This is a genomic window from Amycolatopsis sp. NPDC004169 (assembly GCF_040610315.1).
Taxonomy (GTDB): domain Bacteria; phylum Actinomycetota; class Actinomycetes; order Mycobacteriales; family Pseudonocardiaceae; genus Amycolatopsis.
The window spans coordinates 1-15,087 of the sequence record NZ_JBEXMD010000060.1 but is presented as its reverse complement, the minus strand read 5'-3'; the positions used below and the strand labels follow the sequence as shown (position 1 = coordinate 15,087).

Sequence of the window (15,087 nt, the reverse complement as noted above, 5' to 3'; positions counted from 1 at the left end):
GCCGCGTGGCCACCGCTCAGCTCGCTTCTTCGAGGCTTGCCTGCTCGGCGGCCTCGAGGTCGGCGGGCCAGAACTTCTGCACCATGTGCCAGTCGGCCGGGTGCGCGGCGATGTCGCCGGCGAAGATGTCCGCCAGTGCCTGGGTCGCGGCCGGGACCTCGGCCCGCGCGGTGACCCGGATCCGCGGGTGCAGCCGGATCTGCCAGCCGTCCTCGGTGAACCAACAGCCGGCCGGGATCAGCGCGGCCCCGGTCGTCGCCGCCAGCCGGGCCGGGCCGCCGGGGAAGCGGGCCTTCTCGCCGAAGAACTTCACCGGGATGCCGCTGGTGGTCAGGTCGCGGTCGCCGACCAGGCAGACGGCCTTGTTCTCGCGCAGGCGCTTCAGCAGCACGCGCATCGCCGAGCTGTCACCGGTCAGGGGGACGATCTCGAAGCCGAGCGACTCCCGGTACTCGACGAACCGGCGGTAGAGCGACTCGGGCTTGAGCCGTTCCGCCACCGTGGTGAAGCCGCCGAGGTAGTCGGCCAGCCAGACGCCGGCGACGTCCCAGTTCCCGCTGTGCGGCAGCGCCATCACCGCGCCGTTGCCCTCGGCCAGCGCCGCGTCGAGGTTCTCCACGCCGGTGATCGACGCCGCGACCTTGGCGCTGACCTCCTTGTGGTCCATCGACGGCAGCCGGAACGTCTCGTGCCAGTACCGGGCGTACGAACGCATCGCGCGCCGCGTCAGCTCGTCCATCTCGACCGGATCGGCCTGCGGCACGACGCGGGCGAGGTTCGCGCGCAGCTGCCGCACGCCCCCGCCGTCCCGGCGGACGGCCAGGTCCGCCCCGAGCGAGAAGACGGCGCCCCCGAACCCGGCGGGCAGCCACCCGGCGAGCTTCCACCCGGCCGCGTAGCCGAAGGCGCTCAACCGCTCGCTCAGCCTGCTCATGCCGGCTGCTCCCCGGCGGCCGCGCGGGCCGCTTTCGCCACCGCGGCGAAGCGCTGGAGCAGCGTGACGACCGATCCGGCGGCGAGCAGCCAGAGCGTCACGTCCACGGTGTACGGAATGCCGAAGCCGTGCAGGCCGGTGCCGACCAGCGCGATGATCAGCCGTTCGGCGCGCTCGACGAGCCCGCCGTCGACCGGCAGGCCGGAAGCGTCGGCCCGGGCCTTGACGTAGGAGATGACCTGGGCGAGGACCAGGCACAGCAGGGCCGCGGCGGCGGCCGGGCGGTTGTCGTCGACGACGAAGCACCACCACGCGATGGCGGCGAAGAGGGCCCCGTCGACCAGGCGGTCGCAGGTCGCGTCGAGCACCGCACCGAACGGGGTGCCGTAGCCGCGGGCCCGGGCCATGGCGCCGTCGAGGACGTCGAGCATGGCGAAGCCCCACACCGTGAAGGTGCCCCACAGCAGGTGATCGGCCGGGAAGAAGACCAGCGCGCAGACGACCGCGCCGGCGGTGCCGAACACGGTCATCACGTTCGGGGTCAGCCCGGCGCGGACCAGCGCCTGGCCGATCGGATCGGTGACGCGGGAAACGGAGGCACGCGCGAAGATATTGAGCATCGGTTCGTCGAGGCACCTGGCTACGAGGGGCGGGTGGGCGAATGCAGCCTATCCACCCGCCTCGGTGAACCCGACGCGCCGCCCCGGGTCAGCCCGATTTCGTGAGCTGGCCCTCGTGCTCCCGCGCCTCTTCGGCGGCCACCGCGGCGGCGCACTTCGGCGACAGCTGACGGCGGATGGCGGCGCTGATCTCCCCGAGCGCCGTCACCTGCTCCGGCGTCAGCGGGTCGAACAGGCTCTCCCGGACGGCCTCGACGTGCCCCGGCGCGGCCGCTTCGAGCGCGGCGAACCCGGCGTCGGTCAGCACCGCCCAGGCGCCGCGCTTGTCGGTCGGGCAGGCCTCGCGGCGGACCCAGCCGTTCGCCTCCAGCCGCGCGACGGCGTGGGACAGGCGGCTGCGGGACGCCTGCCGGGCGTCGGCGAGCTCGCTCATCCGGAGCCGGCGGCCGGGCGCTTCGGAGAGGGCGACGAGGACTTCGTAGTAGGTGTGCGGCATGCCCGAGTCGTGCTGCAGCTGGGCTTCGAGGTGCGCGCTGAGCATGCGGGTGGCCGCGTTGAACTCACGCCAGACGCGCTGTTCGTCGTCGCTGAGCCATCGGGTTCCGGACATAACCCCATCATACTCTCGGTTGAACACTCAATCAGGAGTTTCGCGGGTCACGGCCTCCGCGTCACCAGGCGTCGGCCAGCAGGTCCCGCGTCTCGGCCAGCAACTGCGGGAGCACCTTCGTCTGGCCGATGACGGGCATGAAGTTCGCGTCGCCACCCCACCGCGGCACCAGGTGCTGGTGCAGGTGCGCGGCGATGCCCGCGCCCGCGATGTGGCCCTGGTTCAGGCCGATGTTGAACCCGTGGGCGCCGGACACCGCGCGGATCACCTTCATCGCGTGCTGCGTGAACTCGGCGAGCTCGCGGGTCTCCTCGACCGTCAGCTCGGTGTAGTCCGCGACGTGCCGGTACGGCACCACCATCAGGTGGCCGGGGTTGTACGGGTACAGGTTCAGCACCGCGAACACAACCTCGCCGCGGGCGACGATCAGGCCGGTCTTGTCGTCCAGCGAAGGGATCCGGCAGAACGGGCAGCCGGTGTCGCCGTCGTCGTCCGGCTTGTCCTGGCCCTTGATGTAGGCCATCCGGTGCGGGGTCCAGAGGCGCTGGAACGCGTCCTGGACCCCGACGCCCTGCTGCTCGACGAGCTCGGGACCCTCACTCACCGAACGACCGTCTCCAGCGCCTCGGCCGACGGCGAGGCGTTTTCGCGGCGGGCGACCCACTCCGCGATCGCCTCGACCGCCTTGGCCACCGGCACGCCGTTGATCTGGCCGCCGTCGCGGAAGCGGAACGACACCGCGCCCGCCTCGACGTCCTTCGCGCCGGCCAGCAGCATGAAGGGCACCTTCTGCGTGGTGTGCGTGCGGATCTTCTTCTGCATCCGGTCGTCGCTCGCGTCGACCTCGGCGCGGATCCCCTTGACGCGCAAGGCCTTCTCGACGTCCTGCAGGTACTCGACCTGGTCGGCGGTGATCGGGATGCCGACCACCTGCACCGGCGAGAGCCACGCCGGGAACGCGCCCGCGTAGTGCTCGGTCAGCACGCCGAAGAAGCGCTCGATCGAACCGAACAGCGCGCGGTGGATCATGATCGGCCGCTGGCGCGAGCCGTCCGGCGCGGTGTACTCGAGCTCGAACCGCTTGTTCTGGTTGAAGTCCAGCTGGATGGTCGACATCTGCCAGGTGCGGCCGATGGCGTCCTTGGCCTGCACCGAGATCTTCGGGCCGTAGAAGGCGGCGCCGCCCGGGTCCGGGACCAGCTCGAGGCCGGAGTCGATCGCCGCCTGCCGCAGCGTCTCGGTGGCCTCCTCCCACTCCCAGTCCTCGCCGATGAACTTGTCGGAGTCACCGCGGGTGGACAGCTCGAGGTAGAAGTCGGAGAGGCCGTAGTCGGCGAGCAGGTCGAGGACGAACTTCAGCAGCGACTTGAGCTCCCCCGGCATCTGCTCCTTGGTGCAGTAGATGTGGGAGTCGTCCATCGTCAGCCCGCGCACGCGGGTGAGGCCGTGCACCACGCCCGACTTCTCGTAGCGGTAGACGGTGCCGAACTCGAACAGCCGCAGCGGCAGCTCGCGGTAGGACCGCCCGCGCGAGCGGTAGATCAGGTTGTGCATCGGGCAGTTCATCGCCTTGAGGTAGTAGTTCTCCTCGTCGAACTGCACCGGCGGGAACATCGTGTCCGCGTAGTACGGCAGGTGGCCGGAGGTGTGGAACAGCTCGCCCTTGCTGATGTGCGGGGTGTTCACGAACTCGTAGCCCGCCTCCTCGTGGCGGCGGCGCGAGTAGTTCTCCAGCTCGCGGCGGATGATGCCGCCCTTCGGGTGGAACACCGGAAGGCCGGAACCGATCTCCTCGGGGAAGGAGAACAGGTCCAGCTCGGCGCCGAGCTTGCGGTGGTCGCGGCGCTCGGCCTCGGCGATGCGCTCGAGGTAAGCGTCCTGCGCCTCCGCGGATTCCCACGCCGTGCCGTAGATCCGCTGCAGCTGCGGGTTCTTTTCACTACCCCGCCAGTACGCGGCGGCGACGCGGGTGAGCTTGAACGCGGGGATGAACTTCGTCGTCGGCACGTGCGGGCCGCGGCAGAGGTCACTCCAGACACGTTCTTTGGTGCGCGGGTCGAGATTGTCGTAGATGGTGAGTTCGCCCTCGCCCACCTCCATCACCTCGGCGGTGTCCACTTCGGACTTGAGGTCGACGAGCTCGAGCTTGAACGGCTCGTCCGCGAGCTCCTTCTTGGCCTCGTCGACGGAGTCGAACACGCGCCGGGAGAACTGCTGGGCACCCTTCACGATCTGCTTCATGCGCTTCTCGAGCGCCTGCAGGTCCTCCGGGGTGAACGGCTTGTCGACGGCGAAGTCGTAGTAGAAGCCGTCCTTGACCGGCGGGCCGATGCCCAGCTTGGCGTCCGGGAACTGCTGCTGCACGGCTTGGGCGAGCACGTGCGCCGCCGAATGGCGGATGACGCTGCGGCCGTCCTCGGTGTTCGCGGCGACCGGCTCGACCTCGGCGTCGGCTTCCGGCGCCCAGGCGAGGTCGCGCAGCTTGCCGTCGGCGTCGCGGACCACGACGACCGTGCCCTCGCCCTTGGTCGGCAGACCGGCTTCGCGGACCGCCGCGCCCGCCGTAGTGCCCGCCGGTACCACCACGCGGGAGGCGGCCACGGGGGAAACGGGGGGCGACTGCGACACGATCGGCTCCTCAAGCTGGAGTGACAGAGATGACGCCGTCGATGCTAGTCGGCGGCCCTCGCGCGCCTCACGCGCGTGGCGCGAACGCCGGACGGGCCGCCTCCGGCTCCGGAGACGGCCCGTCCGAGCGGCGTCAGAGGGTTTCGACGACCTGGTCGAAGTCCAGCCGCGGCAGGCGGTCGAACCAGGGGTTCTCGCCCGGCTTGCCGACGTTCACGACGACCAGCGAGCGCCACTTCTTGTCGGCGAAGAACTCGTCGTCGACGCCCTGGGCGTCGAAGCCGGTCATCGGGCCGGCGGCCAGGCCGGCGGCGCGGACGCCGATGATGAAGTAGCCGACCTGCAGCAGCGAGTTCAGCTTGGAGAACTCGACGCGGCCCTGCTCGTCGGCGAAGTTGTCCTTCACGTGCGGGGCGTGCGGGAAGACCTGCGGGATGTTCTCGTGGAAGTCGACGTCCGCGGCCAGCACGACGGTCAGCGGGGCGGCTTCGGTCTTGTCCCGGTTGCCCGGGGCCATGTGCGGGAGCAGGCGGGCCTTCGCCTCGGCGGTCCGGAGCACCAGCGCGCGCAGCGGCTGGGTGTTCATCGACGTCGGGGCCCACTTGACGAGGTCGTAGATCGCGCGGACCTGCTCCTCGGTCACCGGCTCGGAGCTGAAACTGTTGGCCGTGCGGGCCTCGCGGAACAGCAGGTCCTGGACGTCCGCGGGCAGGGCGATGGCCTCGGTTTGCTCGGCAAAGGTGGTCATGGGGCTGGGCTTCCTTCCGTTGGGTCGGTACCCCGTGCAACCAGGTTGAGCGTTGAACTATTTCGCGTTCAACCAGTCGCGTGGATCACAGCCCGCACCGGCCTCTCACCCGATCGATACCCCCGGGAACGGGCACGGCCGCCGGCTCCCTCGGCGGGAACCGGCGGCCGTGGCGCGCGGCGCGGCGGAGACGGGTCAGTAGGCGCCCTGCCCGCCCATCACCGCGCGGAAGGTCTTCCAGAGGATCACCAGGTCCAGCGCGAGGGACCAGTCCTCGACGTACCGCAGGTCCAGGCGGATGCTCTCGGCCCACGTGAGGTCGCTGCGCCCGCTGACCTGCCAGAGGCCGGTGAGGCCCGGCTTCACGAGCAGCCGGCGGCGCGCGTCGGGGGCGTACTGCTCGGTTTCCTCCGGCAGCGGCGGCCGCGGACCGACGAGCGACATCTTCCCGGAGAGGACGTTGAACAACTGCGGTACCTCGTCGAGCGAATACCGGCGCAGAAAACCACCCACGCGGGTGATACGCGGGTCGCGCTTCATCTTGAAAAGCGGACCGGCTCCCTCATTTTCGGCGGCCAGCTTCTTCTTGATTTCGTCGGCATTGGTGACCATGGTGCGGAACTTCAGCATGGTGAACGACGCTCCGTCACGGCCGACGCGGCGCTGCCGGTAGATGACGGGGCCGCGGTCGTTGAGCTTGATCGCCACCGCGATCACCAGCAGCAGCGGGGACAGCAGGGTGAGCAGCAGCGCCGAGCCGCAGCGGTCCACGATCTCCTTCACCACCCGGCGGCCGCCGGTGAACATCGGCGCGGTGACCCGCAGCAGGGGCATGCCGAGCACGCCGGTGACGTTGAGCCGGGGCCCGGCGACCTCCATCAGCACGGGCGCCACCACCATCTCCGCGCCGGTGCCCTCCATGTCCCAGGCCAGCCGCTGCAGCCGCTTCGGCGTCCAGTACTGGTCGGCGGTGATGGCCACGACCCGGTAGCCGCCGCGGCGCACGTGCCGGGACAGCTCGTCCAGCCTGCCGACCACCGGGACGCCGTCGATCTCGCCGCTGTCGCGGTCTTCGCCGTGGCCGCTGAACGTGCAGGCGGCCTCGACGCGCCAGCCGACGTGCACTTCGGAGCGGGTGCGGGCGATCAGGTCGGCGACGGTTTCCGGGCTGCCCGCGGCCATCACCGGCAGCAGGCAGAGTCCCTTGGCGCGCTTGCGGTGCAGCACCTGGCGCAGCAGGTAGCGCTGCGGGAAGGCGACCAGCGCGATGGCCGGGACGACGACGAACACCCAGACCTGGACCTCGAGCGCGCCGAACAGCAGGCCGCCGAGGGCGACCAGCACGGCGGCGGTAATGAAGCCGCGGCCGAGCGTGCGGTACTCCTCCGCGCCTTCGCCGAGCACCCGCGGGCTCCACGCCCGGCTGGCGGGCAGCGAGACGAACACCGCGAGGATGGTGCCGAAGGCGTGCATGTCGTGCGGGGCAACGCGATCGATGACGAACGCGCTGATCGCGATCACCAGCAGCGTGATGAACACGTCGCTGCCGATGACCCAGGCTCTGTACCGCGCTTCCCAGGCCGCGGGCCACGCCTTGGCGGCCGGGCCGCCGTCCTCGGGGTGGTCGTCCCGCTTGGCGGGACGCGGGATGGCCTGGAGGTCGATGTGCGGCGGTGGCTGGCTCACCGTGTACGAAGGCCGCACCGACTCTTCCATCTGACCTCCCGGACTGGATCCAATTGAGCCGCAGGCACGCAGCGTCACCGGAGATGACTTCGGAGAGTCACGGCATATCGGTGGTCGCGCAGAGCCCGCGGAGGCTTCACACGGCAAGTTATCGGCGGCTCTCTCGGCAGTGTTACAAGGATTTCCAGCCACATGCTGCGTGCGATCCCCGACAGAAAATGGCCGGAAGATAACAAGATGAAGACAATGGGTTATACGGCGTATCCCTGGTGAAAATTACGTTCTGTAACGAATGGAACGTTGCCCGCACTCGGGTGGACCAAGCACCGCCGAACGGCCCAGCGCATCCCTCAGGGCTCTACTGTGGACACTGCGGCGGCGAGCGATCCACAGTGGACCGGAGCCGGGCGCCGAACGCCGGCCCGGGAGCCCGCCGGACACCGACAGTGACATTCGCCGGTTGACCGTCACGCGCGATGGTTCTGTCGCACGTCGCCGCCGGACGGCCGCGCGCCCAGGACGTGCCCAGGATCACATCGACCTCCCGAGGGGTGACGTTCGACAGAAAGCCACCGCGGCGGCCGGGTTCGAAGGCAGGTTCGGCGGGCCCCCGCGGCGGGGGCGCGAACCGCTCTCGCAAGCAGATACGGATGATCCGAACGGATCGTTCACTCCGCTTGGGCCACCTGGTCCCTTGGCCGCCGGCACGCGGCTACGAAAGGCGACCCGACCTGGGGGTCCGGGGGCTTGCCCCCGGCGGGGGCGTGGGGGCTCGGCCCCCACAGGACACGACGAAGAGAGCCCTGCTTGCACGTTCCGCAAGCAGGGCTCCCCGCGATCGAGTGCGCGATACTGGGATTGAACCAGTGACCTCTTCCGTGTCAGGGAAGTGCAATGCCTGGCTTGGCCAGGTGAAATGCGCACTGCCGCAGGTCGTCGGCTCTGGTTCCTTTCCGAGCGGGCGACTTCAGTGTCGTTCGTTCAGGTCGGCGTCGCCGGACGATCGCCAGGCGAATTTGGCAACGGCGGTGGAACGCATGCTCGTAACCCGTTGGGCACGTATCCGACGGGCAGGTCGTGACTCGGCTATGTTAACCGGAGAGTGTCTGGTTAGTCTCCGATTTGGAAGGTGAGTCCAGGCTGTACGAGTGTCCGGACTATGAGCGGATGCTACTTCGTGGACAAGTTCACCAACACGAACCTTCTGGCCGACTCGATGCTCGCTCCGCTGTTGACCGCGACGACACGCCGGGTCCTGTCACACGGGTACACCGTGTGGGAAGCCACGGGCGAGCTGCACGAGGAGTTCGAGGTCCACGTCGACGTGGGCCTCGAGCTCCTCGCCGAGGTCGCTAAGCATGCGACCTCCTGGCTGCCCTTGTCGCGGGGTGGCAGGCCGAGAGGCTCCGACACCGGGCCCGCAGCCGGGGTCCGACGCGCCCATCGAACAGCTCGGCGCGGCTCACGACAGCGTCCGGCGCATGCCGTACTTCAGGACCAGCGAAGACATGTCGTCTGAGTGGCAGCTGCTTACTCGGCCGCCGACTCTCGCGACATCGGATCTCCATGGGCCAGGCAAGATGGGTTGCCACTGTACTCTGGTTGAGACATTGTGCGCGGCGAGCGAAAGTCTGGGAGCTGACCGGCTTCGCGGGGAGCTGTTACATATCGTCATCGATGCCGAGCTTTGCCATCCACCCTTCGTTCTCAATGGAGATGACGCGCTCGCACGCCTGGACGAAGGCGTCGTCATCGAGTTTGTCAGCGCCAGAGCGGCGAGCCAGGAGCCGCTCTAGTTCGTCAGCGGTCCGCGTGAACTCGATCTGCTGATGCTCATATCGGGCAGCGCTGACATGCGCGGCGATCGCCGTGGCAACGGTGGTGACGACGCCGATCCACGCCGACACGGTGGCGGCGGGAAACACCGCGACAACGGCGCCGAGCGCAGCTGCGAGCGCCCCGAGCCCGACTTCGATCCGACGTCCCCAGCGAACGCATCCGGCCAACTTCCGTGCCTTCGGACGGTAGTAGGTCTCGAGCTGGGCCCGCACGCGCTCCTTGGCGTACGAATTGACGTCGCTCACCCGCGGCAGCTCCCGTACGATAGGCTCGATATCGGCGATGTGCTTTAGCAGGTCTCCGGCCGAGCCGCTCAGTTCTTCCAACCGCTGCTGTCCGGTCGTCTCACGGTCTTCATCGCGGAACGGCCCTGCGCCGGCGAGGTAGCAGTAGACATCGGCCTTGAGCGCTTCCGACACTGACCGCGCCCGAGTCCAGTTCCGGGCCACCTGCGGCCCGGTTGCGGCGATGACGTAAGAGGCGAGCGCGAGAGCAACACAGGAACAGGCGGCGAGAATCCGCCCAGCAAGGGCGGCGGCCCCGATCAACTCGGCTGAAGTGGTCCCGAGCACTGCCCCGGTGATGGTGAGCACGAGGGCGGTCGTCCGAGACCGGCCGAGCCGCGCCTTGAGTCGGTCGGCGGCCTGTGACCAGACGCTCTGCCGGCGCCAGAGCAGGTTGACAGTCGGATCGGTCATGGGATCATCGTGGCTGCCCGCGAGGCCAAGGCCAAGCGTCTCTTTGGCAGCAGAAATCGAATCCGGATCCCGCTGGCCGACCGAGTCGAATCCGGTGCTGAGCCACCTCGGGACCATCGAGGACTAGGGCGAACAACGACCGGAGTGCCGTAAAGCTACTGGTCAACGCTGTGATCAACTTCTGGGACCCCGCGGGTCCTTCCAGCGACCGCTGTAGCGTCGAGTGCCACTGCGTGGACACGGAGGATGAGATTGGTTGTGGTCGTCGGTGTGTGGCGCGCATGAAGCGCTTGACGGCGTCGCTGGCAGCGCCGCCGTCAAGCGCGATAGCGCTGGCTGCAGGGAGTCGCCATAGGGGGCTTGATTGTGGACGCCAGGTCTGGTGGCATGTTATACACGAGTGCGGTCGTGTTGGGCGGTTGTTGCACTACCTGTCGAATGACCGTGTCATTTGACTCGCAGTGCTTCGACCTCTCGACGCACTGCTTCGGCAGCCTCGACCCATGCGTGTCGCAGGGCAGGGCCCTGGCGTGAAGTTATGGGCTTGCCGCTAGGGGTCCATTGAAATTTCCTTAGCGGAGAGCTGTCTCTTACGACGAATGGCGCGACTTTCAATGGCAAAATTTTACAATTGCCAGCTGAATGTCGATTCAATGCCACTGGCAACTCGCGGTCCATGCAAAATTTCGAGCCAATGAAGTTTGGCGTTATCAGGAAGACTACTATTTCTGCAGAGTTGAGCCTGCTGAGTAAAGTCGTTTCCCAGTTGTGTCCGGGGTGAATATCTTGGTCATTGAAGAACTCGACGTCGTCACGTTCTATGTCTGCGACATAGGTAAGAAATGTTTTAAGATGTCGAACATCTTCGCGAGCGTACGCTATGAAGATGTTGATCACTCGCGGCTGCACGGGCGTGGTCTCTTTTCTAGGCTGAGTGTCGCCGGTAATGAGGTTCGGCGCTCAGTGTTCTGTGGTTGGAGCAGGGCTGATCGGTGCTACGTATCTTGCGGATTTGTCGCAGATGAGAAGATGGTAGTGCGTCATGAGTTCAAACGCGCCGTAGTGGGAAGGTAACTTTACTAAACCAAAACTCGCGGACTGTGTGTTAGTGGCGTGAATGAAGTGGTTGAGGGCGGAGTTTGGCCCGCGCGCTCGATCAGCTCGGCGTCGTAGATGCGCGGCAGCAACTCGCGGTAACGCTGCCACTGCCGGAGCGACTCCGGATCCCTCGGGTCGAAGTTGGCAAGCAGCTGGTGTGCGCCGTGCCACATTTCCTTGCGGTGCTGCTACGGCATGCGGTTGCGCAGGATCAGCCGGACGAGCCGGAGCAGGAGAATCTGGTAGGTTCGGTGGTCGATCTTCGCGGGCCTGAAGCGGTTGATGCCCCGGATCGCCCGGCTCGGTTTGATCAGGTCGCGCAGGGTCGCGTCGAGTTCGAGCGACACCATTAGCCCGCTGGTGCCAGCGAACAAGCTCCGTGACGCCGCCTCGGGGGCGAAGAACGCGCAAACCCGCAGCAGTTGGTGGGACCACCGGGTTGCTGTGGCTCAATTGGTCGAACGACACGTTCCACGCCACGGCGGCCGAAACTTCGTGGTCCTGTGGCGGCGAAGTTTTGCCAGTCCCGGCGTCCGGCTGGGCGGCAGATGCAGGTTGTTTCGAGGAACTCGCCGGTTTGAGTTCCTGCGACTTTGTTTCACTCACCGCCGGGATCGTAGTGGGTGGGTCCACGCCGTGTTGACCAATGGTCGCGATTCTACTCTCCAAGCGATCCGCCCGTGACAAATACGGCCTGGATAGCGCACGCATGAGGTCACGCTTTAGGGCGATCTCCGCCTTGGTCGCCGCAGGGGCCGCCGGATCGGGCGTAGCGTCCGGAGCCGCCAGGGCGGCTTGCAGGCGCGCCAGCACCGGATTCTGATCTCCGAAGCGCCGCGACGCGCTGATCACGGCGTGCGCGGTGTCCGAACGCCGTGCGCCACGCAAGAGCAGCTGCTTCACGTGATCCGAGAACTCCCAGTTCGCCCGGTCCCACGGCGTTCCGTCACGGACCCGCTCCAGCAGCCCGCTGGTGAAGACCTCGGCCAGGTGGTCGGGGCCGGAACCGGGTAACGGCTCCGCCTGCAGGGTTCGGGCGACGCCGACGTCCACGGGCACCGCTGCCAGCAACGTGGCCAGGCGGAACGCCGACGGGGAAGCGGAACTGTGGAACCGCTTCACCTTTTCCCGCGCCGACCGTTCTGGTTCCGGTCCCGCGGCGTGGTCACCCGGTCGTGGTTGGTCGCGGGCGAGGACCACCGCCGCCTTGCGGGCGATGTCACCCACTCCGGTGATCATCGACGCCCACCAGCCGAGCCACCGGTCCTGCAGTTCGAGCACGGGCACCGCGATCGCGCCGTCGGTGAGCTCGGTGGCTTCGGCCGGATTCAGCAGGAGGTCGGCCGAGCGCACGTCGTAGGTGCCGTTGGGCCGCAGCGGGCCGGGTGGGGTGAGCACCGCCCGGTGGATGGCCATCCCGCCGCGCGGCCACAGGCGCTGCGGCAGCAGGTGCACGATCGCGACCGGCATGGCGCGCGCCCACCGGGCGAGCAGCGGCGACACGAGGTCCCGGTGCCAGGCGTCGCTGACCCCGTCGGTCATGAGCAGCAGGATGCTCCGGTCCGCCGCGCCGATGACCTCGCCTGCCCCGCGCGCCGGCGCGTCGGCCGTGCCGCCACGCAGGGTGGGGCCGAGGACCTCGCCTCCTTCGGCCGTCCCCGTCTTGCCGGTTTCCAGCAGCCGGACCCGTACGGACCGGAACGCGCCCAGACGTTCCAGCAATCGGGCGAACGCATTCACCGTGGCGGTCCACAGCGCCATCGACGGAGACGAGTCCACGACGAGCGTCAGGTCCAGCCAGCGACCGCGCCGCCGTCTCGTGACCGGCAGCCACATCCCGGTCTGGGACGCTTCTTCCGCGGTGCGGTCTTCGTCGAGCTCGACGTCGTCCCGCCTGTAGTTCGGGAGCAGGCCGTTCGTCCCGGGTAGGGCGTCTGAGGTGAAGCGGCGGCAAGGGGTACGTCGATGGCCGTCACGTGCCGCAGGCTGTCGCCCGATCCGGTCCAAGTTAGGACGTGGTGGCCCCGCAGTCAGGTTTGGTCGCTTCGGCATCTCATGGCACCTGCCGGGTGAGGTGCCGCCAGAGCGAACCGACGAGCTGCGGCCACGCTCCATCCTCCGGACGGTAGGCACCTGAGATGGCCGGGAGGACCGCGTCGAGCAGTTTGTTCGCGGGCAAGTCACCGACGGCCGCACTGCGAGCGATGACGTCTTCATCATTCTCGCGCGGCCGCCCTCGGGGTCCAGGGTGTGCGCCGCAACCATGGCAGCGAGCTGACTGGCGTCTGGCTCGTGCGTCTCCAACTGCAGGCAACTGCGGAGAAACGCGGGCGGGAACTCCCGCTCACCGTTGTTCGCAGTCATCACCATCGGGAAGGCTGCCGCCCAGACGCGGTCGTCCCGGACTTCGGCGTTGTAGCTAGGATTCGCCGTGAACACCTCTGCCGACGTTGAGCGACGGGCATCCCTGACCAGTTCGGGAACCACGAACTCGCAGATCGGGGCCTGCCCCCGTGCTTCGGCGCTGGCGCAGCGGAGGACGCGCCCCAGCCCCAATTCCCGCGAAATCCGGTAGGCCAGCGACGACTTGCCGCTTCCCGAGCGGCCCGTCACCAGCAGCGGCCGTCCGGTCCCGCGGTAGATCCACCAATCGGGCGGACTGTCCGGGTGCGACGGCCCTCCAGCGCGATGTTCAGGAAGCTCGGTCACGTTGGTCGGCACCTCCTCCTGGGCGCCCCACGATCCCGGTTTCGCCAATGGGAAGCAACCGACTCGGGTCGTCCCATAGCACCACCAGGTCCATGAGTGCTCCGCCATCGCCCGACGACGGCGGATTCCGAAGCGCGTCCAGCCGAGACTCTCTCATCAGTGCGGGCAATCCCCCAATCCACCACTGCTTTCGGCCAGTAAGGCTACCGCTTCGCGAACGACTTCCGAAGAAGCCGATGGGTGCCAGACGATGACCGGGACGCCGGTCCGCAACGCTGGCAAAAGCTCGTCATGGCCGGAGATCGCGCTGACCGGCGGCGATTCGGTCAGCACCGCCATCGCCCATTGCTCGTTGCTCAATATCGCCTCGAGCCGGAGTGGATCGTGCCGGTCCCCGGCCCGACAGAAATACACCCGTTCGAACGAAGGATCACCGACCCACGACTCCCACCGTTGGCGCCAGACGGGGTGCCAACGCGGGGCACACATCCGTTCCAGTGACCGCACGATCGTCGAGTAACTGAGGTACAACGGCTTCGGCGCACCGGAAGCACGCTCGGTCGCCCAGGAATGCACCGGCAGGTTCAGCAGCGCACGCGGCAGGACGAACTCGACCACGACGTCGGACACCACCTGCGACCAGGCTTGCCCGGTTTCGGCGATCAGCTCTTCGACGCGGCGTCCCGACTCGCTTTCGCGCACCAGCGCGCGGCCTCGCCTTCGACAGCGACCAGGCGTCCGGATCTTCCTGCCGCCAGCAGGAAAGCTTGTACAGGTTCTTCTCGACGGGGCCGGGCGCACGACGATTAGCAGGTGGAGGCTGTCCGGTGCCGGGCGGGCAGCGGCCAGTTCCGCGCGCAGCTGTTCCAGAGCGTCGCCGAGGCGGAGCCGCCGCACCTGACTGTCGGACCACACGCGCAGCTCCGCCGCGAGGTTATCGTCGCATTCGCCGGCGATCAGTTCGACGAAGATCAGAGGTGCGGCAGTTCCCCGGGCCCGGCGTTGAAATTGGAGAGCCCGGAAACGCCGCGGACGCGTCGGCGTAGCGGGGAGTCTGGAAGAGATAGCACGCGGCGCGGCGAGCACTCATGCCTAGTCCCAGTGGTGTGAAACTCGCTAACGGTCCCACGGTTCGCTTACCATCAGGGTGCGAACCGCTTCGTCGTCGGCGAGGTCGGCCACCGCGAGCTCGTCCACCACTGCTTTGCGGACCGCGATGTCTAGGTGGGGCGCCCGTACTTCACTCTCACCTCATCCGGAGAAGCGCGCCGAAGATCGCGAGTCTACGTGTTCGGCGTAATCACAAAAGGGCAAAAATGTGACACGTGCGACACCAACCGAAAGGCCAGGCCAACCGCTTCCCACGCTGGCGGCTTGGGTCGCTGATCAGCAGTTGTGGTAGTGCCACTATCGGCGACGATCCGCCTGTTGACATGTTTTCGTCCATAATTCGGCGTGCCCACGACACGCCTGCACCTGGTGAGCGCGGATGAGGACCACCGCGTCTCCACCATCGA

At 67.8% G+C, this 15,087-nt stretch carries 11 protein-coding genes and 1 tRNA gene; all 12 read right to left on the bottom strand.

All coding sequences use genetic code 11. The features are described 5' to 3' along the window. Window positions 1-16 precede the first annotated feature (16 nt). Window positions 17-934 carry a phosphatidylinositol mannoside acyltransferase gene (locus ABZX11_RS44135; RefSeq protein ID WP_176177414.1) on the bottom strand — a complete coding sequence of 306 codons (918 nt, stop codon included), beginning with the start codon at window positions 932-934 and terminating at the stop codon, window positions 17-19. Beyond that, window positions 931-1,554 (bottom strand): phosphatidylinositol phosphate synthase, encoded by a 624-nt coding sequence (pgsA, locus tag ABZX11_RS44130; protein ID WP_176177413.1) that lies wholly within the window; start codon window positions 1,552-1,554, stop codon window positions 931-933. The genes ABZX11_RS44135 and pgsA overlap by 4 nt, the downstream gene beginning before the upstream one ends. A gap of 88 nt (window positions 1,555-1,642) precedes the next feature. Continuing rightward, window positions 1,643-2,164: a MarR family transcriptional regulator gene (locus tag ABZX11_RS44125; protein WP_176177412.1), complete on the bottom strand. Its 522-nt coding sequence runs from the start codon at window positions 2,162-2,164 to the stop codon at window positions 1,643-1,645. A 61-nt stretch (window positions 2,165-2,225) separates the two neighbouring features. Continuing rightward, complete coding sequence (locus ABZX11_RS44120) at window positions 2,226-2,768, bottom strand: HIT domain-containing protein (protein WP_176177411.1); 543 nt, start codon at window positions 2,766-2,768, stop codon at window positions 2,226-2,228. Then, window positions 2,765-4,792 carry a threonine--tRNA ligase gene (gene thrS / locus ABZX11_RS44115; RefSeq protein WP_354924645.1) on the bottom strand — a complete coding sequence of 676 codons (2,028 nt, stop codon included), beginning with the start codon at window positions 4,790-4,792 and terminating at the stop codon, window positions 2,765-2,767. Before thrS ends, ABZX11_RS44120 begins: the two co-directional genes overlap by 4 nt. A gap of 133 nt (window positions 4,793-4,925) precedes the next feature. After that, on the bottom strand, window positions 4,926-5,540 hold the full coding sequence (locus tag ABZX11_RS44110; RefSeq protein ID WP_354924643.1) for a malonic semialdehyde reductase: 615 nt from the start codon (window positions 5,538-5,540) through the stop codon (window positions 4,926-4,928). A gap of 195 nt (window positions 5,541-5,735) precedes the next feature. Then, window positions 5,736-7,256, bottom strand: a complete 1,521-nt coding sequence (locus tag ABZX11_RS44105; RefSeq protein WP_176177408.1) for a sugar transferase — start codon at window positions 7,254-7,256, stop codon at window positions 5,736-5,738. Window positions 7,257-8,069: 813 nt separating this feature from the next. Then, window positions 8,070-8,148 (bottom strand) — tRNA-Leu (locus ABZX11_RS44100). Window positions 8,149-8,887: 739 nt separating this feature from the next. Then, on the bottom strand, window positions 8,888-9,763 hold the full coding sequence (locus tag ABZX11_RS44095; RefSeq protein ID WP_354924641.1) for a DUF4231 domain-containing protein: 876 nt from the start codon (window positions 9,761-9,763) through the stop codon (window positions 8,888-8,890). A 447-nt stretch (window positions 9,764-10,210) separates the two neighbouring features. Beyond that, window positions 10,211-10,660, bottom strand: coding sequence for a toll/interleukin-1 receptor domain-containing protein (locus ABZX11_RS44090; protein WP_354924639.1), 450 nt, complete (start codon window positions 10,658-10,660; stop codon window positions 10,211-10,213). A 63-nt stretch (window positions 10,661-10,723) separates the two neighbouring features. Next, window positions 10,724-13,570, bottom strand: coding sequence for an SAV_2336 N-terminal domain-related protein (locus ABZX11_RS44085; protein WP_354924637.1), 2,847 nt, complete (start codon window positions 13,568-13,570; stop codon window positions 10,724-10,726). A 156-nt stretch (window positions 13,571-13,726) separates the two neighbouring features. After that, a complete protein-coding gene (locus ABZX11_RS44080) occupies window positions 13,727-14,656 on the bottom strand; it encodes a hypothetical protein (protein ID WP_354924635.1) in 930 nt (309 codons plus the stop codon). Window positions 14,657-15,087 lie beyond the last annotated feature (431 nt).